The organism is Streptomyces parvus, from assembly GCF_032121415.1.
In the GTDB taxonomy this organism is placed as follows: Bacteria; Actinomycetota; Actinomycetes; order Streptomycetales; family Streptomycetaceae; genus Streptomyces; species Streptomyces globisporus_A.
Genome location: NZ_CP135079.1, coordinates 4,697,227 through 4,720,666, shown reverse-complemented (window position 1 = coordinate 4,720,666; position 23,440 = coordinate 4,697,227). Strand labels below are relative to the sequence as shown.

Sequence of the window (23,440 nt, the reverse complement as noted above, 5' to 3'; positions counted from 1 at the left end):
TACAATGGACATTGTCCAAGTCAAGTGAACATCCAAAGTCACACCCGATCGGGACTCGATCCCCCCACTGTTAGGCTGGGCTCCATGAGTGACCTGCTGGAACGACTTCGCGGACGCGGCTGGCGCATGACGGCCCAGCGGCGTGTCGTGGCCGAGGTCCTCGACGGGGACCACGTGCACCTGACGGCGGACGAGGTCCACGCGAGGGCCGTGTCCCGGCTGCCCGAGATCTCGCGCGCCACCGTCTACAACACCCTCGGCGAGATGGTGTCCCTCGGTGAGGTGCTGGAGGTCTCCACCGACCGCCGGGCCAAGCGCTACGACCCGAACGCGCACCGCCCCCACCACCACCTGGTGTGCGCGCGGTGCGGCGCTATCCGGGACGTGCACCCGGCGGGCAACCCGCTGGCGGACCTGCCGGCGGACGAGCGCTACGGCTTCATGGTCTCCGGCGTCGAAGTGACGTACCGCGGCCTCTGCCCGAACTGCACCGCCACCGAGTGAGCCGACCGCTTGCCGATTGATTCCGGGCCCGCCTGTTCGCCAGGCGGGCCCGGCTTTCGTGGCCGACGGACACGCTTCATGGGCGCCGGACATGTTTCGCCCGGCCGCCGGACATGACGAAGGCCCGGATCTCGATGAGATCCGGGCCTTCGTCTTCAGTAGCGGGGACAGGATTTGAACCTGCGACCTCTGGGTTATGAGCCCAGCGAGCTACCGAGCTGCTCCACCCCGCGTCGTTGAATGCAACATTACGTCAGCGGGTCGGGCAGCGCAAATTCATTCACGCGCCCCGGGGAGGCCGGGGTCCCGGCGCCGGGCGGTCAGGGCGTCACGCGGTCAGCTCCTGGTGCAGCGCCTCGCGCAGCCGCGCAGCCCGCTCGGCCACCTCGGCCGGGCCCAGCTCCACGGCCCGCGCGCACCAGCGCTGCCCCTCGGTGAGCTCGCCCCGGCGGGCGGCGAGGAGCGCCAGACGCAGCGCGGCCCGACCGTGTCCGGCGCCGGCCGCACGGGTCCACCACAGGGCGGCCTCGCGCTCGCTGCCCTCGCGGGCCAGGAGCAGCCCGAGGTTGAAGGCCCCGTTGCGGCTGCCCGCCTCGGCGGCCTCCCGGTACCAGTGGGCGGCGCTCTCCACGTCCCCGCGGGCGGCGGCGAGCATGCCGACCCGGACCTGGGCGCGGCGGTGGCCCTGCTGGGCGGCCCGCTCGTACCACTCCTCGCACTCCGTCTTCTCCGGCATCGGCTCGCCCAGCGCGGGCGGGCCCGGCGGCGGCTGGCGCGCGTCCAGCACCCCGGCCAGCCGGAACGCGGCCTCGGCGCTGCCGCCGCCCGCGGCGCAGCGCAGGTGCCGCTCGGCCTCCTGGTCGTCGCCGTCGCGCAGCAGCGCCATGGCGACCTGGAGGGCGGCGTCGGTGTGCCCGGCCGCCGCGGCGCGCTCGTACCAGCCCAACGCCGTACGGTCCTCGTCGCGCCCGGCGTGCAGGATGCCGAGGTTGAAGGCCGCGTCGACGCTGCCCGCCTCGGCCGCCTTGGAGAACCAGGGCTCGGCGCCCGCGTGGTCGCCCGCCTGGAGGAGGAGCACGGCGAGCGCGTTGGCGGCCTCCCGGTGTCCGGCGTACGCGGCGCGGCGGTACCACTGCTCGGCCTGCGAGGTGCGGTCCTGGGCGGCGCAGAGCAGCCCGAGGTTGTACGCCCCGTTGACGTCACCGGCGTCCATGGCGGCCCGGTACCAGCGCTCGGCGGTCTGCTGCTCTCCGCGTGCGGCGTGCAGCGCGCCGAGCGCGTTGGCGGCGTTGCCGTCGCCGTCCTGGGCGGCGCGCAGCCACCACACGGCGGCGCTCTCCTCGTCGCCCGCGTCGCGCAGCAGGAAGCCCAGGGCGCAGGCGGCGCGGGGCTCACCGTCCTTGGCGGAGGTGAGGTACCAGCGGCCGGCCTCCTTGAGCTCGCCACGCTGCTCCAGGATCGCGCCCAGGTGCAGGGCGGCGCGGCGGTGGCCCCGGGCGGCGGCCTGGCGGTACCACTGCTCGGCCTCGCCGACCCGGCCTGCGGCGGGGCCCGCCACGGGGCTGTCGCCGTCGGGCCCGCCCTTGTCCCCTGCGGGGCCCTTCGCCCGGGCGTTCCGTGCGGACGCGGGCGTGGCGCCGGGGAGGCCGAGACCCGTGCCGGTCCCGCCGGAAGCGGCGCTCCGGCCCAGGCCGAAGGCGTCGTGCGGGTCCTCGACGGCCTTCCGCTCCAGGGTGCGGGCAAGCCGGTAGGCGGCCTCGCGGTGGCCCTGTTCGGCAGCGACGCGCAGCCAGCGCTCGGCGCCGACGTCGCTGCGGTGCTCCAGGAGGTCCGCCAGCGCGTACGCGCCCAGCGCGTGGCCCTGCTCGGCGGACTGGCGCAGCCAGTACTCCGCGCCGGGCTCGTCGCCACGCTCGCGGAAGTGCCGGCCGAGCGCGTGGGCGGCGGCGGCGGAACCGGCCACGGCGGCAATGCGCCACCAGCCGGCGGCCTCGTCCGGGTAGCCGCGCTGGTGCAGCAGGACGCCCAGGTTGTTCGCGGCGGCGCGGTCCCCGTCGGCGGTGGCGGCGCGCAGGTACCGCTCGGCACCGTCCAGCTCCCCGCGGCGCAGCAGCAGCGCGCCCAGGATGCTCATGGACGCGGTGTCCCCCGCGTCTGCGGCACGGCGGTGGCGCGCCTCGCTCTCGGCACTGTCCGCGGCGTCGACCGCGTCCGTGGTGTCCTCGTCGGGCGGGGCTGCGACGGCAGCGCTCGCGTCGGTGGCACCGGTCCGCTGGACCGGTGCGCCCGCCCCGGCGATGGCAGCGGCGAAAGCCGCGTCTACCGCGCTTTCAGCATCTTGGCCGCGCTGCTGCACAAACCGCCCTGTCTCCAACAGAGTTGCCCTGTCCCCCATAAATACCATCGTCGCACCACCTGTAATCCGCGCACACCTGGTATACGCGGCCAGCGAGGTCACTACAGCGTTTTGTCGACATGCCCACAGGGAGACAAGTCAAACACGCCTGGAGGCAACTGCTGCCCAGCGAACCGCACTTCACGCCCCCAGCCTGGGACCGACACGGCTCGCACACACAACGAACACGACGAAGGCCCGGATCCCAAGGGAATCCGGGCCTTCGTCTTTCAGTAGCGGGGACAGGATTTGAACCTGCGACCTCTGGGTTATGAGCCCAGCGAGCTACCGAGCTGCTCCACCCCGCGTCGTTGTGGTGAAACCGTACCACGACGCGGGGCGGGCTCTGCTCAGCTGCCCTGGTCGGAGGCCTGCTCGGCCGAACTGTCCGGCTTCGCGTCGGCCTCCGGCTTGGCGTCGCCTTCAGGCTTGGCGCCGCCCTCCGGCTTCTCGGCGCTGTCGGCCTTGTCCCCCTCGCTGCCCGCCTTGGGCTGCGCGGCGGCGGCTCGTTCCAGGGCGTCCTGGAGAGCCTCCTGGGCCTTGCCGTACGCCGGCCAGTCCTGCTCCTGCAGCGCCTTCTCGCCGTCGGAGTACGCCTTCTGGGCGTCCGCGATGGCCTTCTTGAGGGCGGCGCTGCCGGTGGCCGGAGGATCGTCGGTCTCACCCGGCGGATCCTGGGCGTCCGGTGGCGTCGTGGACCCGTCGTCCTCGACCCCGAAGACCGCGTTGAGCGCCTCACCGAGGCTGTTCTCGAAGACGATCTTCGAACCGTACGAGGCGGCCACCTTGCGCAGCAGCGGGTAGTTCTGGTTGCCACCGCGCGTGTAGACCGGCTCGATGTACAGGAAGCCGCCCTCCAGCGGGACCGTCAGCAGGTTTCCGTACTCGATGTCCGAGTCGGTGCCCTTGAGGTTCCTCACGAACTCGGCGACGTCGTCGTTGCCGTTGAGCTCACTCTGTACCTGGCCCGGGCCCTTCACCGTTGAGGTGACCCGCAGCAGCCGCATGGTGCCGTAGTCCTTGCTGGCCGCGTCCGCGTTCACCGCCATGAAGGCCCCCAGGTTGGGGCGCCCTCTCGGCGTGAACGTGGTCGTCAGCGAGAACTGCTGCTCGTCCTGGCCCGGCATCTTCATGCTCAGGTAGTACGGCGGAACGGAGCCCGGTTCCTTGTTCGTCGGGTCGTCCGGCACCTGCCACGCGTCGGAGCCGCTGTAGAACTGCGCGGGGTCCTCAACGTGGTAGCGGGTCAGCAGCTCGCGCTGGACCTTGAAGAGGTCCTGCGGATACCGCAGGTGGTCCATGAGCTCCTGCGGGATGTCACCGCGCGGCTCGACCGTGCCCGGGAACGCCTTGCGCCAGGTCTTGAGGACGGGGTCCTCGGTGTCCCACTCGTAGAGCTTGACCTTGCCGTCGTACGCGTCGACGGTGGCCTTCACCGAGTTGCGGATGTAGTTGACCTGGTTCTGCTGGGCGACGACCGCGCGCTGGTTGGTGGTCAGCGAGTCGGCCGTGGTGTCGCCGAGCGTCGTCCGGGACGCGTACGGATAGCCGTTGGTCGTGGTGTACGCGTCGACGATCCACTTGATCCGGCCGTCGACGACCGCCGGGTAGGCGTCGCCGTCGATGGTCAGCCACGGGGCGACCGCCTCGACGCGCTCCTTGGGCGTGCGGTTGTACAGGATCCGCGAGCCGTCACCGATGGCTCCCGAATACATGATCTGCGGCTCGCTGAAGGCGACCGCGTACGCGGCACGGTTGAAGGAGTTGGAGAGACTGACCCCGCTGTCGCCCTCGTAGCTGGTGGTCTTCTCGCCGTCCTCCTCGTAGTCGAGCTCCTTCTGGGGCCCGCCGACGATGGAGTACTGCTCGGTCTTCTCGCCGTAGTAGATCCGCTGCTCGTACTTCCCGAACTCACCGGTGGAGGGCAGACCCGACTCCGTGAAGTCCGGGGACCCCGTCGGGTTGGTGCCGGTGGTGGTGCCGCGGGCGGCAATGGCGCCGTAGCCGTGGGTGTACGTGAAGTGGTCGTTGATCCAGTTCCGCTTGGGCAGGCCCTGGATGTTCAGCTCACGCAGACCGATGACCGTGTCCTGCTCCTTGCCGTCCTTGTCCTTGTAGCGGTCGACGTCGAGCGTCCTCGGGAACTGGTAGTAGTTCCTCCGCTGCTGGAGCTGCTGGAAGGCCGGGGAGACGACGTTGGGGTCCATCACGCGGTAGCTGGCGGCGGTGTTGGCCGCGGCCCGCAGCTTGGTGTCGTCCTCCGTGGTCGCCTGACCGTCGTAGTCGTCCACCTTGGCGTCATCGATGTCGTACGCGTCGCGTGTGGCATTGATGTTCTTCTGGATGAACTCGGCTTCCTTGGCCTGCTCGTTCGGCTGGACCTGGAACTTCTGCACGATCGCCGGGTAGAGCCCGCCGATCAGGATCGCCGAGAGCACCATCAGACCGAAGCCGATGACCGGGAGCTGCCAGGTGCGGCGCCACAGCGTCGCGAAGAACAGCACCGCGCAGATCGCGGCGATGCAGAACAGGATGGTCTTCGCCGGGAGGTAGGCGTTGGCGTCGACGTACCGCAGGCCCGTCCAGTTGTCGGTGGCCTTGAAGTCACTGGACTTCACCGCCAGCCCGTACCGGTCGAGCCAGTACGCCACGGCCTTCAGGGAGACGAAGATGCCGAGGATGACCGAGAGGTGGCCGGTGGCCGCCCCGGTGGCCCGGGCGCCGGGGCTGGTGACGCGCAGCCCGCCGTACAGATAGTGGGTCAGCGCGGCGGCGATCAGCGAGAGCACGGTCGCCGCGAAGCCGAAGCCCAGCATGAAGCGGTACCACGGCAGGTCGAAGGCGAAGAAGGCGACGTCCAGCTGGAACTGGGGGTCCTTCTGCCCGAACGGCACGCCGTTGACATACATCAGCCACGTGCGCCACTGGCCGGAGGCGGAGGCGCCGGCGATCAGTCCGACGAGCGCCGTGACGGCGAGCAGCACCCACTTCTTGTAGGGGGCGATGCTCATGCGGTAGCGGTCCAGGCTCTGCTGCTCCAACGACATCGCGCTCAGCGGCGGCCGGAGCCGGTGCGCGAGCCAGATGTTCACGCCGATGGCGAGCGCCATCAGCAGTCCGAAGACGAGGAACAGCCCGATCTTGGTCCACAGGGTGGTGGTGAAGACGGATGAATACGCGACCGACCTGTACCAGAGCCAGTCCGTCCAGAACCCCGCGAACATGACGAAGGCCATGGCGAGAACCGCCAGGACACCCAAAGTCATGAGCAGGGTACGGGCGCGCCGTGACGGGCGGCCGACTCTGATCCGTGGCCCGGTCGGGCCTCCGCCGCGGTCCGGCATCTGGAAAGCCAACGTGCGCACCTCGAAGTTCGCGGTCGTGTGAACAGGCCCAGCGATCCTAGAGCCCACCTATGCAACTTACTGAGGCTTTACCTAGTTCCCGTTCCCGGGGCGGAAGGAGGCAGGATATTGCCCATGCCCAACGTTTCCCCCGCAGGACCCCCGATGGCCGCGAGTCCGCTGACCGTCGCCGTCCTCGAAATCGACGCCTATGCCTCCAACCTCGGCTGGGACCAGCCCGCCCGGCTGTTCGCCCTGGTCGACACCGACCGGCTGCGGACCCAGGAGCCCGGCCTCGCCGCTCAGCTGGGCCTGGAGAACCCCAGTTCCTCCGTCGCCGCGCTCACCCCGATCGAGCAGGACGAGCTGCCGCCGGGCACCGCGCTCGACGAGTTCCTCGCCACGATCGCCTGGCCCGACGCCGTGGTCGGCTGCGCCATGACGGTGGAGCGGCTGATGCTGCCGCCGTCCGCCGAGGCGTCCGTACCGGAGAAGCTCAGCGACAAGCAGCTGACCGCGTGGGTGGCCAAGCACCCCGACCGCCAGGAGGTGCGGATGACCGTGGCCGTCCTGCGGGACGGGGCGCGCGAGTCCGCCGTACGGCTGCGGGAGAAGGACTCTCCGACCGAGGTGCTGACCGGCGCGGGCCTGGTGCCCGGCCTCGCCGAGGCGCTCGCGGCGACGTTCGAGTCCTGATCCGGCCGCTGCCCGGGGCCGTCGTACGGTCCCGGGCGGCGCGGTCGTCGGCCGGACCCGTACACCGGCCGGGCCGTGCGTCCGTCAGCCGGTCGAGCAGCTCGGCAGGCCCGCCGTCTTCCCCGCCTTGATCTGCTCCAGCGACTTCGTGGCGTCCTCGATGGTCTTGACCCGTACGAGGGTGAGCCCGTCCGGTGTGTCGGCGGCGGCCGAGGCGCAGTTGTCGTCGGGCGTGAGGAAGTAGCGTGCGCCGGCTTCGCGGGCGCCGACCAGCTTCATGGTGATGCCGCCGATCGGCCCGACGGTCCCCGCCTGGTCGATGGTGCCGGTGCCCGCGACGAACTTGCCGCCGGTCAGATCGCCCGGGGTGAGCTTGTCGATGATGCCGAGGGAGAACATCAGCCCGGCGCTCGGTCCACCGACGTCCGCGAGCTTGATGTCGATCTCGAACGGGAACGTGTGGTCCGTCCCGGCCCTGATCCCGACGATCGCCCGGTCCTTGCCGCCCTCCTCGCCGCCGCCCTCGGCGGGGGGAGCCTTCACGGTCCGGATCGTGATCTTCTCGCCGCCCTCGGGCTCACGGCCCGCCTTCTCGGCCGCGGCGGCGTCCTGCGCGGGGACGATGGTGAAGGTGACGTTCTCACCGGGGCGGTGTTCGGTGACGAGCTTCGCCACGTCGTCGGGCTCCTCGACCTCCGTGCCGTCGACGGCCTTGATCACATCGCCCGCGTGCAGCTTGCCCTCGGAGGGGCTGCCCTTGACCACCGTGGAGACCACGACCTGCGTGGAGACCGGGATGTCCAGTTCCTTCAGAGCGGCCACCTTGGCGCTCTCCTGGGACTGGCTGAACTCCTCGGCGTTCTCCTGGGTGGACTCCTCCTCGGTCTTGCCGTCCGGGTAGAGCGTGTCGTGCGGCACCACGACACTGTCGTGGGCCAGCCAGCCGTAGACGGCCTCGAAGATGTTCATCCGGTAGTCCGCCCCGGTGACGCGGACGGTCGTCATGTTGAGGTGCCCGGATGCCGGGTACGTCTTGCGACCGGAGATCTGCAGGACGGGCTCGCCACGCGCCTCGCCGAGCGTGTTGACCGTCGGTCCGGGGGACATCTCCGAATACGGGACTTTGATCAGCACGCCTGCGCAGAGCAGCGCGATGAGGACGAGGGTGGAGGCGAGCATCGTCGCGGTGCGGCGTGGCATGGAACGACAGTACGGGAAGGGCCTGTCAGTGCACCGCCGGGGCCGGTCCGTACGGGGAGACCGGAAACGCGGCGGAAGGCGGTCACGCGGCGTGCGTCGGTCTCAGAGGGCCTCGGAACCGGAGTGCGACTTCTCCATCGCGTCACGGAACCTGGCGTAGCCGGCAAGCTCGGTGACGTCGCCGGTCGTGCGATTGCGGGCTGCCCAACTCGCCCATATCGCACCACCGACAGCAGCGATGAGTGGAATCAACAGCCAAGCCAGTGCCGCCATCACGACCTCCCTACCCCATGAGTGACCGGATGCCCGATCAGCAGATTAACGATCCGGAAGACCAACGCTCATGGCGGGGGTGCGGTTACGCAAATCGGGGCTGATGCGCCCCGGTACGGTTTGCGCTCAGCAGGCTCCGACCCACTCCTCCGTGCCGTCCGAGAAACGCTGGTGCTTCCAGATCGGAACCTCGTGCTTGAGGTCGTCGATGAGCTTGCGGCAGGCCTCGAACGCCTCGGCGCGGTGCGGGCACGCGACCGCGACGACGACGGCGAGGTCACCCACCTCCAGTTCACCCACTCGGTGGACGGCCGCCAGGGCACGGACCGGGAAGTCGGCGACGACCTTCTCCGCCACTCGGCGCAGCTCGTCCTCGGCCGAGGGGTGGCAGGAATAGCCGAGCGCGCCGACGTCCTGTCCCGCGTCGTGGTTGCGCACGGTGCCGACGAAGAGCGCGATGCCGCCCGCCGCGTCGTCGCCGACGGCGCGGAAGACCTCGTCGACGGAGAGCGGGGTGTCCCTGATCGCCAGCAGCCGGACGGGGTCGGTTGCCGCGTACTCGCCGGGGTGGTCGTGGGTGGGTGCCATGCTCCCATCGTGCCGTACGGCTCCGACATCCCGGAATTGCCCGTTCTACCGGCGGCCGCCCGGCCGGTTTGGAGCCTCCTACAGGGGCCTGCGGTCGCGCGGTGGGCGGTCAGATGCGGCGGCGGGCCTTGCGGGCGCGGCGGACCACGGCGGCGGCGCCGAGCAGGGCGACCGTGGCTCCGGCGGCTCCGGCGGCGGTGGCGTCCTTGCGGCCGAGGCGGCGTCCGGCGAGCGTGTGGCGTCCCTCGACCTCTTCGAGGAGGGCGCCGAGCACCTCCTCGTTCGTCCACTTCGGCCGCCATCCCGCGTCGTGCAGCCGGCTGACGCTGACCACCCAGGGGTGCATCGTGTACGCCAGGTCGCCCGCCGGGGACGGGGTGAGGCCGATCCGGTGCAGCCGGGCGGCGGCCCCCAGCGCTACGGCGGAGGGCAGCTCCATCCGGCGTACGCCGCTGAGCTCCTCGACCTCCTCCTGCTCCAGCCAGCCGTCGCAGCCGACCGCGAACTCGCCGTCGATCTTCTCCAGGGCGGCGTACTCCAGCGCCGTCACCAGGTCCTCGACGTGGCAGAACTGCCAGGTGGGGCGGGATCCGGCGACGACCAGGAGACGCGGGGACTCGAAGTAGCGGGTCAGGGCGGTGTCGGTGCCGCCGACCAGGACGGTGGGGCGGACGACGGTGACGTTGAGCCCGGGGTGGGCGCGCGGGGCCCGGCGGCCGAGCCGTTCGATCTCCAGGAGGTCGCCGACGCCGGTGGCCTCGGCGGTGGCGCGCAGCTCCGCGTCCTCGGAGAGCGGAACGTCGTTGTCGGCAAGGGCCCCATAGACCATCGCCGAGGTGCAGAGCACGACCCGGTGGACCCCGACAGCGGCTGCGGCGGTGAGCACCGTCTGGGTTCCGCGTACGTTGTACGCGGTGCGGGCGGCGGGGTCGGTCTCCAGGTCGAGGTCGAGGGCCAGGTGCACGACGACGTCCGCGCCGCGCAGCTTCTCGGCGATCGCCGGATCGCGTACGTCCAGGATGTGCCAGGTCGCCTCGGAGACCTCACCGCGCCGCTCGTCGATCGCGATGACCTGCTTGATAGCGTCGGATGCGGCGAGGTGGGCGGTCAGCAGTTCGCCGATGCCGGTGGCGGCGCCGGTCACCGCGACGACGGGACCCCGGCTTCCGGGGGACCTGGGGCGTTTCTCTTCGGGTGTGCTCTCGGGCGAGGGGTCGGTCAGGTTTCGCGCTGCGCGAACCTGCGGATCTGGGGAACTCACCGGGCGTCTCCAGCGGTTGTCTTCAGTACGTACCCGAATGACGCGTACGTACCAGGTGGCGTCCATCCTGCCGCAGGCCGGGAGTCGGCGGAGCACTGAGGCCCGAAGCGGGCGTGGTGTCTACGCTGGATGGTGATGTCGGGCAGTCGCCGTCGGTTCGAGCCGGCGGCCCTACGAGCCGAGGAAACCCGTGAGTGACACCCCATTCGGATTCGGCCTTCCGCCGGAGGAGCCGGAGAACGGCGACGAGGGCAAGAAGAAGGACCCCACCGAGGGTGGGCAGAGCGCGGGCGGGATGGGAAACCCGTTCGGTTTCGGGCCGGGGGCGGGCGGGGACAACCCGTTCGCCGCAATGTTCGGCTCGATGAATCCGAACGATCTCGGTGCGGCCTTCCAGCAGCTCGGCCAGATGCTGAGCTACGAGGGCGGTCCCGTGAACTGGGACATGGCCAAGCAGATCGCCCGGCAGACGGTGTCGCAGGGCACCCCGGACGGCACGAAGGACGCCAGCGTCGGCCCGTCGGAACGCACGTCGGTCGACGAGGCGCTGCGCCTGGCGGACCTCTGGCTGGACGGCGTGACGTCGATGCCCTCCGGTTCGGTCTCCACCGTGGCGTGGAGCCGCGCGGAGTGGGTCGAGGCGACGCTGCCGGCCTGGCAGCAGCTGGTCGACCCGGTGGCCGAGCGGGTGGGCCTGGCCATGGGCGACGTGCTGCCCGAGGAGATGCAGGCCATGGCGGGCCCGCTGATCGGCATGATGCGGTCGATGGGCGGCGCCATGTTCGGCCAGCAGATCGGGCAGGCCGTGGGCACGCTGGCCGGTGAGGTGGTCGGTTCCACCGACATCGGGCTGCCGCTCGGTCCTGCGGGCAAGGCCGCGCTCCTCCCGCTGAACGTGGAGCGGTTCGGCAAGGACCTCAGCGTCCCGCAGGACGAGGTCCGGCTGTATCTGGCCCTGCGCGAGGCCGCTCACCAGCGGCTCTTCGCCCATGTGCCGTGGCTGCGGTCGCATCTGTTCGGTGCCGTCGAGGCGTATGCGCGCGGCATCAAGGTCGACACCAGCAAGTTGGAGGACGTCGTCGGCCAGTTCGACCCCTCGCAGCCGGAGCAGCTGCAGGACGCCCTTCAGCAGGGCATGTTCCAGCCGGAGGACACGCCCGGGCAGAAGGCGTCCCTGGCCCGTCTGGAGACGGCTCTGGCCCTGGTGGAGGGCTGGGTGGACGCGGTGGTCCACGAGGCCGCGAAGTCCCGGCTGACCTCGTCCGACGCGCTGCGCGAGACGATGCGCAGGCGTCGCGCCTCCGGTGGACCGGCCGAGCAGACGTTCGCCACGCTCATCGGTCTCCAGCTGCGCCCGCGCCGGCTGCGGGACGCCTCGCGCCTGTGGGCCTCGCTCACGGACGCCCGGGGTCTGGAGGGCCGGGACGCGCTCTGGGCCCACCCTGACATGCTGCCGACCGCCCACGACCTGGACGACCCGGACGGCTTCGTCCACCACGAGCAGGCCGACTTCTCCGAGCTGGACAAGATGCTCGGCGAGGCGGCGAAGGGCTCCGGCAAACCGAAGGCCCCCGAGTCCGACGCCGAGGACCAGGGCGACGACAAGGGCGAGGACGGCAAGGACGGCCGCGACCAGTGACCCTGCGCGACGACGCCGCCCTCGTACTGAAGGGATACGCCCCCGAGGGCCCCGAGGACGCACGCGGTGAACAGGCGGAGCTGCGTCAGGCCTACCTGGACCATCTCGCACGCCACGACGACGGCATGTGGAAGGCGTGCGGGGCCGGGCATCTGACGGCCAGCGCCCTGGTGATCGATCCGGAGCGGGGCAAGGTTCTGCTGACCCTGCACCGGAAGCTCGGGATGTGGCTCCAGATGGGCGGCCACTGCGAACCGCAGGACGCCACCCTGGAGGCAGCGGCGCGCCGGGAGGCGACGGAGGAGTCCGGCATCGCGGGGCTCACCCTGCTGCCCGGCGGACCGGTCCGGCTGGACCGGCACCCGATTCCGTCCCCCTGCAACCGGCACCTCGACGTGCAGTACGCCGCGCTGGCCCCCGCCGGGGCGGCGGAGCGGATCAGCGAGGAGTCCCTGGAGCTGCGCTGGTTCGACTACGCGGACGTGCCCGGGGTGGCCGACGCCTCGGTCGTCCGGTTGCTGGAGGCGACGCGGGCCCGGCTGTAGCGGCGGACCGCAGGCGATATGCGTAAGGGGCGGCCTCCCGAAGGCCGCCCCTTACCGCTGTCTTCCGCCGGACCGGCCCCGGTGCCGGTCAGTTCCAGGCGTTGTTCTGGTTCTGGCCGTGGGAGCCCTGCTGGCCCATGCCGAACTGGGCACGGGCGCCCTGGCCGATCTGGGCGTTCTGCGGGGGCATGACCTCGCTCGGCTGGACCAGGGCGAAGCCCTGGCCGAGAAAGCTCAGCTCCCAGCCCTCCCCCGTGGTGCCACGACGCCTGAAGACGCCGGAGGAGTGCGTCTGGGCCTGCATCTGCACGCGCAGCGAACTGGACCAGGCGACGATCGCGTCCGCGTCTACGTTGACGTACTTCTCGGGCGTGACCTGCATCATCAGCGGCTGGCCCGAGGTCATGAGGGCGACCTTGCCCGAGCCGGAGATGTTGAGCTGGTACTTGCCGCTGCCGGAGATGCCGTACTGGCTGTCGACCGCGATGACCTCGGTGTGGAGCGAGGAGTCGAGCGCGAGGACGTAGGAGCTGTCCACGGTCATCCCCTCGCGGTCGACGTCCACGACGTGGATGTACTGCGCGAGGTTGGCGAGGTAGACGGTGCCCTGGCCGGACACGCGCATCAGGTCGAGGCCCTCGCCGGTGCGTGCGCGGGCGTTGCGCTGGCTCCGCGACTGGTATTCCCCGTCGAAGTCCATCAGTCCCTGGTAGGCGACCATCGCGCCCTTGCGGGCGAGGATGTCGTCGTGGCCGGTCAGCGAGACCCGCAGGAGCTGCGGGTTCTGGATCGCGTACCGGTCCTGGGTCTGCTGCTCGGTGTAGCTGAAAAGCGGACTCTGCATGATGTGTTCTCCCTCCCCGTCAGTTCCGGATCCGCAGGCGGTCCGTGCTGTCCTCGCTCGGCTGGACGACGACGATGCCCTGGCCGGAGAAGGCCATCTGGTACGCCTCGCCGCTGCCCCGCCCGATCAGCGAGCCCGCCTTGAAGCTGCGCTTGCCCTTCACCTTGAGGTTCGGGGACCAGGCGACGAGTGCGTCCGGGTCGACATACGTCTCGTCCTCTCCGCGTCCGCAGTCGACGACGATCGGGGTGCCCCGGGAGGTGATGGCGACCCATCCGGTGCCCTGGACGACGACGTTCCACAGGCCCTGACCGGCGAACTTGGCGAGTCCCTTGACCTTCTCGACGCCCCAGGTGAGATGGGCGTCGAAGGCGAGGAGGTTGGTGCCGTTGACGGAGATGGAGTCGTTGTCGAGGTTGATGACGACCACGTCGGCGCCGTAGTCGGCGAGGTAGAGCAGCCCGTCGCCGGAGCACTTCATGATGGGTGCGCCCTCGCCGGTGATCCACTGGGAGGCGATCTGCCGCGCGGCGGGCGGGTTGGGCTCGTACTGGATGAAGCCCTCGTACGCGACCATCGAACCGGTGCGTGCGAAGAGGTCCTGCCCGGAGGCCATGGCGACCTTGAGCATGGTCCTGCCGTGGTTCTCCATCCGGGCCGTGACGGGGGTCGGGGCGAAGCCCGCGAGTTGCTGGTTCATGACGGGCTCCCTCAGACCTCGTAGGGCTGGACGACGATGAAGTTGCCGGGAGCTCCCCGGAACTGGAGGTTCACGGTCTCGCCGCTGTGTCCCGGGTACGCGTTGCGCCGCAGCCGGACCTGGCTGGAGACGATCACCTGGGAGGCGGCCGACCAGGCGACGACCGCGTTGCAGTCGGCGAACGTGGTGGGCGTGACCGGCAGGACGACCGGGGTGCCGTGGGTCTTCACGATCACGGTGCCGGCGCCCTGGAACAGCATGGTGAACAGCGCGCCGCCCGGGATGCCGTGGCCCTCGACCCTGCGCACCTCGTACTGGAGGGACTCGTCGAAGGCGAGGACGTTCTCGGCGGAGACGCAGATGCCGTCGCCCTGCAGCTCGATCGGGTGCAGGTGCGAGCCCTCCTCGGCGAGGAAGACCTGGCCGCGGCCGGTACAGCGCATCAGCTGCATCTCCTGGCCGGTGGCGTTGCCCACGGCCCGGCCGACGAATCCGGCGCTCTTGTAGCCGAAGTCCACCTTGCCCTGATACATCACCATGCTGCCCTGGCGGGCCAGGACCCCGGCTCCGCCCATGGTCAGGTCCACCCGCATGAGCTGCTGGTTCTGCGGGGTCCAGCGCTGCCCGGTCGCGGTCTCCTTGTACGGCTGGAGGGCCGCCTGAAGACCCGCGCCCGTGGCCGGCACACCCTGGGGCACGCCCTGCGGGGCGACCGGGGGCAGGGAGCCGGGGAGCTGCTGACCGTACGGGGCCGGCGCGGGCTGACCATAGGGAGCGGGGGCCTGCTGGCCGAAGGGAGCGGCGGGCGGGGCGGCCTGGCCCGGGACCTGGCCGAACTGCGGCTGCTGGGGTTGGCCGTACGGGGACGGGGCCTGGGGCGCCTGCGGAGCCACGGGGGCCTGAGGTGCCAGCGGGGCGGCGATCGTCGGTGCCGTGTGCACCGGCTGCTGCGGCGCGGGCGGTGGCGTGGGCGCGGACGGGGCGGCAGGCGCGCCGAAGGCCGGGGGCGCGGACGGGGCGGCAGGCGCGCCGAAGGCCGGGGGCGCGGCGGCCTGGGCCGGCGGGGCGAAGCCCGGGGCGGCTGCCGCCGGGGCGGGCGGCGCCTCTTCCTCGGCGACCTCGCCGCCGAAGTTCTTCAGGAGCGCTTCCAGACCGCCGTCGAAGCCCTGCCCGACGGCGGCGAAACGCCAGACGTCCTTCAGATAGAAGTCGCCGAGCATCACCGCGCGCTCGGTGGTGAACTCCGATCCGGTGAAGGAGTACCGCACCACTTCCTCGCCGCCCGCGACGATCCGGATGTACCCCGGGCCGATCTGGGACATCTGCCCGGCGCCGTCGAGCGTCGCGGTGAAGGAGAGCTTCTGGATGGCTGCCGGGATGCGGTCGAGCGTGACGCGGAAGGACTCGGTGTCACCGGACTGCGCGCCCAGGAGCTGGATGGACTCCTCGGGCGACTTCGGCTGGTTGAAGAAGATGAAGTACCGGTCGTCGGAGAGCTGCTCGTTGGCGTCGAGGCCGAAGCAGCTGATGTCGAAGGTCAGCCCCGGCGCTGCGATCTGCACGCCCACGTACAGATCCGTCCCTGCCGTGAGATCACTGATCTTGGCCTTGTGGCCGCGTTGGAATTCCCTGGCCATGCGTAACGACCGTCCCCCATCCCGAAGGTAAATGCGTCGCGTCAGGCTAACCGCAAACAACGACATCGGACCAAGCCGGTACACACCCGGTACAGAATCGACGAACGCGAATGACCCCGGATCACTCGTCGTCGGCGGGCAGCCGCTCGGCCGCCACCACGCCCTCCAGGAACCCCCGGGCTCGCTCGGTGCGCGGATACGCCTCCAGCAGCCGCCAGAACCCCGGACCGTGTCCGGGGACGAGCAGGTGCGCCAGCTCGTGGAGGAGTACGTAGTCGACGACGTACTCCGGCATGCCCTGCAGCCGGTGCGAGAGTCTGATGCTGCCCTCGGCGGGGGTGCACGAGCCCCAGCGGGTGTTCTGGTTGGTCACCCAGCGCACCGACGCGGGCCTGGCGCGACCGTCGAAATACTGGGCGGACAGCCGGGCGGCACGCTCCGCGAGCTCGGTGTCGCCCAGGTGCCGCTTGCTCTCCTGGGCGGCGAGCTTGTCCAGCATCACGCCCACCCAGCGCCGCTCCTCCGCCTTCGACATCCGGGCGGGGATGAGCACGATCGTACGGTCGCCCTCGCGGTAGGCGGAGACCGACTTCCTGCGTCGCGTGCTCCGGCGCACCTCGACCGCGCTCGTCGCCGAAGCGCGGGCCGGATGGGCTGCCGCGCTGCGCTGATGGCTTTCGGCGCTGCGCGCGGGGGTCTCCCCGGCGGAGCCGTACGAGGGGTCGGCGGGCACGCCACGACGTTACCCGCTGTCCGGGAGAGAAGTCCCGCCCCGGGAACAGTTCGACCGCAATCCCCGGATTATCCGATGAACAGCCCGGGCCTGTGGACAACTCCGCGCACGGGTCGCGGCGGACCCGCATTCTGGCGGTGGTCCTGCGGAAAGAACGGAAAGATCCGAAGCTCTGCGGATCAGCAGGTCGGCGGGCGCACCCGTGCCCGCGGCATTTCTCGGGGGGAAGTCATGTATCCGATGCTGAAGCCCGCACTGCGTCGCGCCTGGCGCGGACGGAACACCGTGCAGTTCGGCGTGACACCCGCGCATGCCGTGACGCTCGGGCCGGTGGACATCGCCACGGGGAGCTTCCTGGAACTGCTCGACGGCACGCGTGGACTGCCGCTGCTCTACGAAGAGGCGCGCGCACTGGAGCTGTCGGAACATCATGTGGACGTCCTCCTGGCCCGGTTGACGGAGGCCGGGCTCCTCGACGACCCGAGGTCGGCGGGTCCGCAAGCCGATGTGCTGCGCCGACGTGCCGAGGTGATGGACCGCCAGCGCCCCGACGTGGCCTCGCTGTCGGTCGTTCGTCCCGAGCCGGGCGGCGGGCTGCGGCGGATGGAGGCCCGGCGGGCGATGCGGGTCCAGGTGCGGGGTGCGGGCCGGGTCGGGGCGTCCATCGCCTCCGTGCTCTCCGGTGCGGGGGTGGGGCATGTGGAGGTGCTCGACGGGGGCCGGGCCGAGCCCTGGGACGTGGCGCCCGGGGGCCTCCCTCCGGCGTCCGTGGGGGAACGGCGCGATGTCGCGGCCCGCCGGCTCGTCCGCCGTTCGGCACCCGGGACCGGCCCGGCGGAGAGCACCGAGGAGCCCGGCCTGTCCCTGATCGTGGTCGCTCCCCGGGACGGCCTCGCGGTGTACGCACCGGTCGCGGACACCGCGGGTCCCTGGATCGCGTCGGGCACTCCTCATCTCTATGCGGGAGTGATCGAGGCCACCGGGGTGGTCGGGCCGCTCGTCCTGCCCGGGGGCACCGGCTGCGCGGGGTGCCTGGAGCTGCACCGTGCGGACCGGGATCCGCAGTGGCCCCGGATGCTGGCACAGTGGCGTTCCGGGCGGCGGGGAGCGGTGCCCGCCTGCGATCTGGGGCTCGCTACGGCGGTCGCCGGTCTGGCAGCGGCGCACGCCCTGGCGTTCCTGGACGGAGATCTTCCCGCCTGCACCGGAACCCGCTGGGAGGCCGCTCTACCACTGCTGGACTGGCGTTCCGAGCAGATCGGCCCACATGCGGACTGCTCCTGCGGGGCCGCCGGGGGCGCTGGAGGGGCACGGGTCTTCGGTGGCGTTCCGGCGCAGGACACAATGGCGGGGTGACCGTCGGCGCCGGAGTGACACCGGAGGCCCGAGCGGCACGGCAGTCTGGGAACTGGAGGGGCACATGTCTGATCTTCCCCGGAAGGCGGTTACGCGTACGGCCAAGCTGGCCGCGCTTCCGCTCGGCTTCGCCGGTCGTGCCACCTGGGGTCTGGGCAAGCGGATCGGCGGAAAGTCGGCCGAGCTGGTCGCCCGCGAGGTGCAGCAGCGCACGGCGGATCAGCTGTTCAAGACCCTGGGTGAGCTGAAGGGCGGGGCCATGAAGCTGGGCCAGGCCCTCTCGGTCTTCGAATCGGCGCTTCCCGAAGAGATCGCCGGCCCCTACCGGGCCGCGCTGACCAAGCTCCAGGAGGCCGCGCCGCCGCTGCCCGCGCGCACGGTCCACGGGGTGCTCGCGGAGCGGATGGGGGAGGACTGGCGGGAGTATTTCCTGGAGTTCGAGGACACGCCGGCGGCTGCCGCCTCGATCGGCCAGGTGCACCGTGCGGTGTGGCACGACGGCCGCGTCGTCGCGGTGAAGGTGCAGTATCCCGGGGCGGGCGAGGCGTTGCTCTCCGACCTCGCCCAGCTCAGCCGCTTCGCCCGGCTGCTCGGTCCGCTGGTCCCGGGGGTGGACATCAAGCCGTTGATCAAGGAACTGCGCGACCGGGTGTCGGAGGAGCTGGACTACGAGCTGGAGGCGCAGGCGCAGCGGGAGCACGCGGCGGAGTTCGCGGACGATCCGGATGTGGTGATCCCTCAGGTGGTGCACCAGGCCGACCAGGTGCTGGTGACGGAGTGGATCGACGGGATCCCGCTGTCCGAGGTCATCGCGGAGGGTACGGCGCAGCAGCGGGACCGCGCGGGGCAGCTGCTGGCCCGCTTCCTCTTCTCCGGTCCGGCACGCACCGGCCTGCTGCACGCCGACCCGCATCCGGGGAACTTCCGGCTGCTGCCCCCGGCCCAGGACCCGGAGCATCCGGAGGAGGACACCCCGGCCGGTTCGTGGCGGCTGGGCGTGCTGGACTTCGGCACGGTCGACCGGCTTCCGGGCGGGCTGCCGCAGACCGTCGGCGACTCCTTGAGGATGGCGACGGAGGGCGACGCGGCCGGGGTGTACGAGCTGCTGTGCGAAGAGAACTTCGTGAAGGAGTCGATCGACCTGGACCCGGACGAGGTCCTCGACTACCTGCTTCCGATGATCGAGCCCACGCAGGTGGAGGAGTTCGTCTTCACCCGGGGCTGGATCCGTGACCAGGCGGCCCGGGTGGCGGACCCGCGCTCCCCCGCCCATCAGCTCGGCAGGCAGCTGAACCTCCCCCCGTCCTATGTCCTCATACACCGGGTGACGCTCAGCACGATCGGGGTGCTGTGCCAGCTCGGCGCGACGGTCAGGATGCGCGAAGAGCTGGAGGAGTGGCTGCCGGGGTTCCTCGCCGAGGCGGCCGAGGCACCGGAGGAGGGCGAGCCGGAGGGGGAGTCGGTCCAGGTGTAGGCGGGCCGGGGACCTCTGTGGTCACCACCAGAGTGAGTCGAGGCGGCTCTCGATCGCGCGGATGTGGAGCCGGGCGCAGCTCTCGCAGAAGTGGAGGCGGCGTCCGTCCTCCACGGAGCTGAGCCAGGTCACGGGGACGGTGTCGCCTTCGGCGGTGGCGTAGCACCGGGCGCACACCAGGCTTCCCGTGGCGGTCTGTTCGGGGGGCTCGGTCTTCTCGTCCACCTCCTGACGATATCCCCGGGGCCGGACGGCCGACAGCGCAAACGCCCCGGGGGGCCGTCCGTGTCCGGACGGCCCCCCGGGGCGTGATGGGGCTACGCAGGTCAGTGCATGACCGCCATGGCCAGCGCGCGGCGGGCGCGCAGCGAGGCACGCTCCGCCCGGCGCTGCATCCGGCGGGCGGCGAGCAGGCGGGCCGACTGGCGGTCCTCCTGGGCCTCCCGCAGGCGGTCGTGCATATGCGCACGTGCCAGGGCTTCTGGGATGAGTTGCATTTCGCGGGTCCTGTTCTGACGCGAGTCGTTCGCGCCGCTGATGGTGACGTCGGGGGTGGCGGAGCCGACGGGCTCCTTCGTGGGGGTGATCATCGGTGCCTGGTTCCGGGGGTCATGTGTGTAGGGGCGGTCGATCGTTCCGAGGCGCAGACTGCGGGTGGGGGCGGGGACCCCACAGGTCGCGGTCACGCTGCGACCGGGTTCTTGCGCGGACGGCCACGCGGACGCTTGCGGGCCACGACGACGCCCTGGACGAAGAGCTCGCCGCCCCAGACACCCCACGGCTCGCGGCGGTCCTTCGCACCGGCGAGGCAGGCCTCGACGAGCGGACAGGTGCGGCAGAGGGACTTGGCGTACTCGACGTCGGCGGGCGACTCGGCGAAGAAGACCTCCGGGTCGTAGGAGCGGCACGGGACGGGCACACCGAGGTTCTCGATGGCGTCGTCGAGCGCGGTGAGCGTGGTGAGCGGGGTCAAGGTGGAGTCCTCCGTGGAGCCGGGCGGCGAGATCGGGGTGGAGAGCGGTACTGACGGGGCGTGCGTTTCGATGTGCACGGTGGGTGGTGTCCTCGTCTGGTCGTGCCGGCCTGTTGGCCGGTTGGCGGCTTCTGGTACCAGGTCCTGCTTGTCCCGAGGCTCCTTCGTTCCGTTCCGTCCGTTCGGACAAAACAAAAGGGCCGCGGATCCCGAGTGGGGTTCCGCGGCCCTGAAGGCGCCGGCCTGATGCTGGATCAGGCTGGATCGCTCCAGGGTTCAGGCCCACGGAAGGCCCACATCGTGTGGTGCTTCATCTGCGTCTGCGTCTTGACTCCGGCACCGGCCGCCGCAAAGGCATAGGCCTGGGCCTGCGCTGCCTTCACTACTGCTGCCGCCGGTGCCTCGATCGGTCGCTCATTGCGCTCCCGCGTCACGGGGAGGCTCGCCGGGGACAGCGGACGGGCGGCAGAAATGCCGGACAGACCGGTGGCGTGGAGCGAGGCAGCCGCGGAGCGGGTGAGGCCGAGCGAGCAGGCGGAGACGACCGAAAGATCGGTCATTTTCTGGGTTTCGATGATGCTGATCACTTCAATCGCCTCCTCTCGGCGTCTCATGGGACCGGCCGGGGCCGATCCTGCGTATTCGGATAAGTACAGCTAAGTACAGCACGGAGCCAGGGCTTCAGAGAAGTCGCTGTTCCCGTGGTTAAGAACCTATGGTGACGACTGGTGCGGGCGCAAACCATTTTCTGGACGAGTTTTCCTCAGGTCTCACCGGCACCCTCCTCGGGCCCGTCACCAACCGTCTCACCTGCGCAGATGGCCAGAACATCGGTGCCGAAGCGGCTCAACTTCCGGTTGCCGACACCGGCGATGACGACCAGCTCGCCCTCGGTGGACGGCACCGCCTCGGCGATCGCCATGAGGGTCTTCTCGGTGAAGACGCAGTAGTCGGGCTGGCCGAGCAGGGCCGCCTGGCCGGCGCGCCAGGCGTGGAGCCGCTCGTACAGCGCCTCGTCCATGTCCGAGGGACACTCCTCGCAGCGCATCAGCTTCATCTCGCCCGCGTCGGTGAGCGTCCGGCCGCAGACCCGGCAGCGCACCGGGCTCCTGGGCTTGCGTTCGACGGCCGGGGCACGCCCGGCGGTCGCGGCCCGGCCGGTACCCCGGTCGATCCCGCCGCCCCCGCCGACGCCTCCCCGCGCACCGGACCCCGTCGAGCCCGGCCGCAGCCCGTTCAGGAAGCGGGTCGGCTTGCGGCCTCCCCGGCCGCCCGGCGACCGGGCCAGCGCCCAGGAGAGCGAGAGGTGGACCCGGGCGCGGGTGATCCCGACGTACAGCAGGCGGCGCTCCTCCTCGACCTGCTCGTCGGTCTTGGCGTACGCGATCGGCATCATGCCCTCGGTCAGGCCGACCAGGAAGACGGCGTCCCATTCGAGGCCCTTCGCGGCGTGCAGCGATGCCAGGGTCACCCCCTGGACCGCCGGGGCGTGCTGGGCGGCCGCCCGTTCGTCGAGCTCGCGGACCAGGTCGGTCAGGGTCGCCCCCGGTTTCGCCGTCTCGAAGTCCTCGGCGAGGCGCACCAGCGCGGCCAGCGACTCCCAGCGGTCGCGCGCGGAGCCCGATCCGGCGGGCGGGCGGGTGGTCCAGCCCTTGGTGGAGAGCACCGCCCGCACCTGGGAGGCCAGGTCCTCCGCCCCGTCGAGGAGGGAGTCGTTGCGCCCGGCGCGGGCCGCGCCCCGCAGGGCGACGCCCGCCTCCCGGACCTCGGCCCGCTCGAAGAACCGCTCGGCGCCGCGCAGCTGGTAGGGCACCCCGGCGTCCGCGAGGGCCTGCTCGTAGATTTCGGACTGGGAGTTGACCCGGTAGAGCACGGCGATCTCGCCGGCCGGCACGCCCCCGGCGATGAGGTCGCGGATACGCCGGGCGGTGGACTCGGCCTCGCTGGGCTCGTCCCCGTACTCCGTGTAGACCGGCTCGGGGCCCTTGTCGCGCTGGGAGACCAGCTCCAGGCGGTGGTCGGCGGCCTTGCCGTGGGCCTGGCTCAGCAGGCCGTTGGCGAGGCGGACGACCTGGGGGGTGGAGCGGTAGTCCCGGACCAGCTTGACGACGGTCGCCCCGGGGTGTCGGGTGCGGAAGTTCAGCAGGTGGTCGGGGGTGGCCCCGGTGAAGGAGTAGATCGTCTGGCTGGCGTCGCCGACGACGCAGAGATTGTCCCGGTCGCCGACCCAGAGGTCGAGCAGCCGCTGCTGGAGCGGGCTCACGTCCTGGTACTCGTCGACGACGAAGTGCTGGTACTGGCCGCGCACGTGGTCGGCGATGTCTCCCCGGTCCTGGAGGATGCCGACCATCAGCAGCAGCACGTCCTCGAAGTCGATCACCGAGCGGTCGCGCTTGAGCTGTTCGTACGTGGAGTAGATCTGGGAGAGGACCGCCGGGTCCCGGGGGGCGTCCCGCTGGGCCTTGGCGACGGCCGCCGCGTAGTCGGCGGGGACGGTCTGCGTGACCTTGGCCCACTCGATCTCGCCGGTGACGTCCCGCAGCTCGGTGCGGTCGAGCCGGAGCTCGCAGCGGGCGGCGGCCTCGGCGACGAGCTGCACCTTCCGCTCCAGCAGCCGGGGCAGCTCGCCACCGACTGCTTTCGGCCAGAAATACTGGAGCTGCCGAAGCGCGGCGGAGTGGAAGGTCCGCGCCTGGACGCCGGTCGCGCCGAGCTGGCGGAGGCGGCCGCGCATCTCTCCGGCGGCCCGGTTGGTGAACGTGACGGCGAGGACCGTGGCGGGCTGGAGGATGCCCGCCCGCACGCCGTACGCGATGCGGTGGGTGATCGCGCGGGTCTTGCCCGTCCCGGCTCCGGCCAGCACGCACACCGGTCCGTGCAGGGCGAGCGCCACCTCGCGCTGCTCGGGGTCGAGCCCGTCGAGCACGGCGTCCGGGGTCTCGGGTACCTGCGGGAAGAGGGTGGAGTGCGTTGCTGCTGTCACCCCGCCATGCTGCCAGGTCCCCGGGGGCGGAGGCGGCGGTCGTCCACAGGTGTGGGCTGTTCGTCATACCGGGGCGGGCGGTGCGAAGCCCGCCGCGAAACCGGTCCCGGAGCAGTCCACGAGCGGTCCCGAAGCGGTCCCGGAGCCGGTCCGGGCAGGCGAAAAGCGGCCGGTCGCGGGGCTCGTGCCGGCGTCGCGGGAATGGTGGCCGCCTCCCGTACGTTCCCTTGTTCTGCGGGAGCGCTGCGATGAGCGGCCGGTCCGCAGGTGACGCTGCCGGCCGCGCAGCGGTACG

At 71.2% G+C, this 23,440-nt stretch carries 21 protein-coding genes and 2 tRNA genes; 6 read left to right on the top strand and 17 right to left on the bottom strand.

From position 1 onward, the window contains the following. Positions 1-84 precede the first annotated feature (84 nt). Entirely contained in the window at positions 85-504 is a 420-nt protein-coding gene (locus tag RNL97_RS22415) for a Fur family transcriptional regulator (RefSeq protein WP_030576811.1), read from the top strand. Between the two features lie 159 nt (positions 505-663). On the opposite strand, the gene RNL97_RS22410 is transcribed toward RNL97_RS22415, so the two are convergent. From RNL97_RS22410 to RNL97_RS22395, 4 genes are all read right to left on the bottom strand, one after another. Further along, positions 664-737, bottom strand: a tRNA-Met gene (locus tag RNL97_RS22410). Positions 738-832: 95 nt separating this feature from the next. After that, positions 833-2,908, bottom strand: a complete 2,076-nt coding sequence (locus RNL97_RS22405; protein ID WP_243315074.1) for a tetratricopeptide repeat protein — start codon at positions 2,906-2,908, stop codon at positions 833-835. 225 nt (positions 2,909-3,133) lie between these two features. After that, positions 3,134-3,207: transfer RNA gene (locus tag RNL97_RS22400), tRNA-Met, on the bottom strand. 42 nt (positions 3,208-3,249) lie between these two features. After that, positions 3,250-6,243 carry a UPF0182 family membrane protein gene (locus RNL97_RS22395; protein WP_243316406.1) on the bottom strand — a complete coding sequence of 998 codons (2,994 nt, stop codon included), beginning with the start codon at positions 6,241-6,243 and terminating at the stop codon, positions 3,250-3,252. A gap of 135 nt (positions 6,244-6,378) precedes the next feature. On the opposite strand from RNL97_RS22395, the gene RNL97_RS22390 reads away from it, so the two are divergent. Then, positions 6,379-6,939: a PPA1309 family protein gene (locus tag RNL97_RS22390; protein ID WP_234313331.1), complete on the top strand. Its 561-nt coding sequence runs from the start codon at positions 6,379-6,381 to the stop codon at positions 6,937-6,939. 84 nt (positions 6,940-7,023) lie between these two features. Here RNL97_RS22390 and RNL97_RS22385 read toward each other — a convergent pair whose 3' ends face one another. The 4 genes from RNL97_RS22385 to RNL97_RS22370 all read right to left on the bottom strand — a co-directional run bounded on the left by RNL97_RS22385 (position 7,024) and on the right by RNL97_RS22370 (position 10,261). Then, positions 7,024-8,139, bottom strand: coding sequence for a YlbL family protein (locus tag RNL97_RS22385; RefSeq protein WP_243315073.1), 1,116 nt, complete (start codon positions 8,137-8,139; stop codon positions 7,024-7,026). 102 nt (positions 8,140-8,241) lie between these two features. Next, positions 8,242-8,412: a hypothetical protein gene (locus tag RNL97_RS22380; RefSeq protein WP_006127438.1), complete on the bottom strand. Its 171-nt coding sequence runs from the start codon at positions 8,410-8,412 to the stop codon at positions 8,242-8,244. 126 nt (positions 8,413-8,538) lie between these two features. Then, positions 8,539-9,000, bottom strand: coding sequence for a molybdenum cofactor biosynthesis protein MoaE (locus RNL97_RS22375; protein WP_030576796.1), 462 nt, complete (start codon positions 8,998-9,000; stop codon positions 8,539-8,541). A gap of 109 nt (positions 9,001-9,109) precedes the next feature. Then, on the bottom strand, positions 9,110-10,261 hold the full coding sequence (locus tag RNL97_RS22370; RefSeq protein ID WP_030576793.1) for an SDR family oxidoreductase: 1,152 nt from the start codon (positions 10,259-10,261) through the stop codon (positions 9,110-9,112). Positions 10,262-10,451: 190 nt separating this feature from the next. Here RNL97_RS22370 and RNL97_RS22365 point away from each other — a divergent pair, with 190 nt between their 5' ends. Next, on the top strand, positions 10,452-11,900 hold the full coding sequence (locus tag RNL97_RS22365; RefSeq protein WP_243315071.1) for a zinc-dependent metalloprotease: 1,449 nt from the start codon (positions 10,452-10,454) through the stop codon (positions 11,898-11,900). After that, on the top strand, positions 11,897-12,445 hold the full coding sequence (locus RNL97_RS22360; RefSeq protein WP_030576789.1) for an NUDIX hydrolase: 549 nt from the start codon (positions 11,897-11,899) through the stop codon (positions 12,443-12,445). Before RNL97_RS22365 ends, RNL97_RS22360 begins: the two co-directional genes overlap by 4 nt. Positions 12,446-12,533: 88 nt before the next feature. On the opposite strand, the gene RNL97_RS22355 is transcribed toward RNL97_RS22360, so the two are convergent. The 4 genes from RNL97_RS22355 to RNL97_RS22340 all read right to left on the bottom strand — a co-directional run bounded on the left by RNL97_RS22355 (position 12,534) and on the right by RNL97_RS22340 (position 16,359). Continuing rightward, entirely contained in the window at positions 12,534-13,289 is a 756-nt protein-coding gene (locus RNL97_RS22355) for an AIM24 family protein (RefSeq protein WP_030576787.1), read from the bottom strand. A gap of 19 nt (positions 13,290-13,308) precedes the next feature. Continuing rightward, positions 13,309-13,989: an AIM24 family protein gene (locus tag RNL97_RS22350; protein ID WP_030576784.1), complete on the bottom strand. Its 681-nt coding sequence runs from the start codon at positions 13,987-13,989 to the stop codon at positions 13,309-13,311. Positions 13,990-14,000: 11 nt separating this feature from the next. Next, complete coding sequence (locus RNL97_RS22345) at positions 14,001-15,626, bottom strand: TerD family protein (protein WP_243315069.1); 1,626 nt, start codon at positions 15,624-15,626, stop codon at positions 14,001-14,003. A 121-nt stretch (positions 15,627-15,747) separates the two neighbouring features. Continuing rightward, positions 15,748-16,359 carry a M48 metallopeptidase family protein gene (locus tag RNL97_RS22340; RefSeq protein WP_030576779.1) on the bottom strand — a complete coding sequence of 204 codons (612 nt, stop codon included), beginning with the start codon at positions 16,357-16,359 and terminating at the stop codon, positions 15,748-15,750. Between the two features lie 231 nt (positions 16,360-16,590). On the opposite strand from RNL97_RS22340, the gene RNL97_RS22335 reads away from it, so the two are divergent. Both RNL97_RS22335 and RNL97_RS22330 read left to right on the top strand, forming a co-directional pair. Beyond that, complete coding sequence (locus tag RNL97_RS22335) at positions 16,591-17,715, top strand: ThiF family adenylyltransferase (RefSeq protein WP_030576776.1); 1,125 nt, start codon at positions 16,591-16,593, stop codon at positions 17,713-17,715. Between the two features lie 64 nt (positions 17,716-17,779). Continuing rightward, positions 17,780-19,189, top strand: coding sequence for an ABC1 kinase family protein (locus tag RNL97_RS22330; protein WP_243315067.1), 1,410 nt, complete (start codon positions 17,780-17,782; stop codon positions 19,187-19,189). A 21-nt stretch (positions 19,190-19,210) separates the two neighbouring features. Here RNL97_RS22330 and RNL97_RS22325 read toward each other — a convergent pair whose 3' ends face one another. The 5 genes from RNL97_RS22325 to RNL97_RS22305 form a co-directional block, all read right to left on the bottom strand. Then, a complete protein-coding gene (locus tag RNL97_RS22325) occupies positions 19,211-19,414 on the bottom strand; it encodes a hypothetical protein (RefSeq protein ID WP_030576771.1) in 204 nt (67 codons plus the stop codon). A 101-nt stretch (positions 19,415-19,515) separates the two neighbouring features. Further along, positions 19,516-19,875: a hypothetical protein gene (locus tag RNL97_RS22320; RefSeq protein WP_179887298.1), complete on the bottom strand. Its 360-nt coding sequence runs from the start codon at positions 19,873-19,875 to the stop codon at positions 19,516-19,518. Further along, positions 19,872-20,240, bottom strand: coding sequence for a WhiB family transcriptional regulator (locus RNL97_RS22315; protein WP_006127424.1), 369 nt, complete (start codon positions 20,238-20,240; stop codon positions 19,872-19,874). The genes RNL97_RS22320 and RNL97_RS22315 overlap by 4 nt, the downstream gene beginning before the upstream one ends. A gap of 176 nt (positions 20,241-20,416) precedes the next feature. Beyond that, positions 20,417-20,749 carry a hypothetical protein gene (locus RNL97_RS22310; protein WP_030576765.1) on the bottom strand — a complete coding sequence of 111 codons (333 nt, stop codon included), beginning with the start codon at positions 20,747-20,749 and terminating at the stop codon, positions 20,417-20,419. A 176-nt stretch (positions 20,750-20,925) separates the two neighbouring features. After that, the gene (locus tag RNL97_RS22305; protein ID WP_030576762.1) at positions 20,926-23,145 is read right to left on the bottom strand and encodes an ATP-dependent DNA helicase UvrD2; all 2,220 of its coding nucleotides are present in this window, start codon (positions 23,143-23,145) and stop codon (positions 20,926-20,928) included. Between the last annotated feature and the right edge of the window lie 295 nt (positions 23,146-23,440).

Excerpts from the sequence above, each read along its gene's own strand:
- RNL97_RS22415 (WP_030576811.1), top strand. The coding sequence starts at position 85 with ATGAGTGACCTGCTGGAACGACTTCGCGGACGCGGCTGGCGCATGACG.
- RNL97_RS22405 (WP_243315074.1), bottom strand. The coding sequence starts at position 2,908 with ATGGTATTTATGGGGGACAGGGCAACTCTGTTGGAGACAGGGCGGTTT.
- RNL97_RS22395 (WP_243316406.1), bottom strand. The coding sequence starts at position 6,243 with ATGCCGGACCGCGGCGGAGGCCCGACCGGGCCACGGATCAGAGTCGGC.
- RNL97_RS22390 (WP_234313331.1), top strand. The coding sequence starts at position 6,379 with ATGCCCAACGTTTCCCCCGCAGGACCCCCGATGGCCGCGAGTCCGCTG.
- RNL97_RS22385 (WP_243315073.1), bottom strand. The coding sequence starts at position 8,139 with ATGCCACGCCGCACCGCGACGATGCTCGCCTCCACCCTCGTCCTCATC.
- RNL97_RS22380 (WP_006127438.1), bottom strand. The coding sequence starts at position 8,412 with ATGGCGGCACTGGCTTGGCTGTTGATTCCACTCATCGCTGCTGTCGGT.
- RNL97_RS22375 (WP_030576796.1), bottom strand. The coding sequence starts at position 9,000 with ATGGCACCCACCCACGACCACCCCGGCGAGTACGCGGCAACCGACCCC.
- RNL97_RS22355 (WP_030576787.1), bottom strand. The coding sequence starts at position 13,289 with ATGCAGAGTCCGCTTTTCAGCTACACCGAGCAGCAGACCCAGGACCGG.
- RNL97_RS22350 (WP_030576784.1), bottom strand. The coding sequence starts at position 13,989 with ATGAACCAGCAACTCGCGGGCTTCGCCCCGACCCCCGTCACGGCCCGG.
- RNL97_RS22345 (WP_243315069.1), bottom strand. The coding sequence starts at position 15,626 with ATGGCCAGGGAATTCCAACGCGGCCACAAGGCCAAGATCAGTGATCTC.
- RNL97_RS22335 (WP_030576776.1), top strand. The coding sequence starts at position 16,591 with ATGTATCCGATGCTGAAGCCCGCACTGCGTCGCGCCTGGCGCGGACGG.
- RNL97_RS22330 (WP_243315067.1), top strand. The coding sequence starts at position 17,780 with ATGTCTGATCTTCCCCGGAAGGCGGTTACGCGTACGGCCAAGCTGGCC.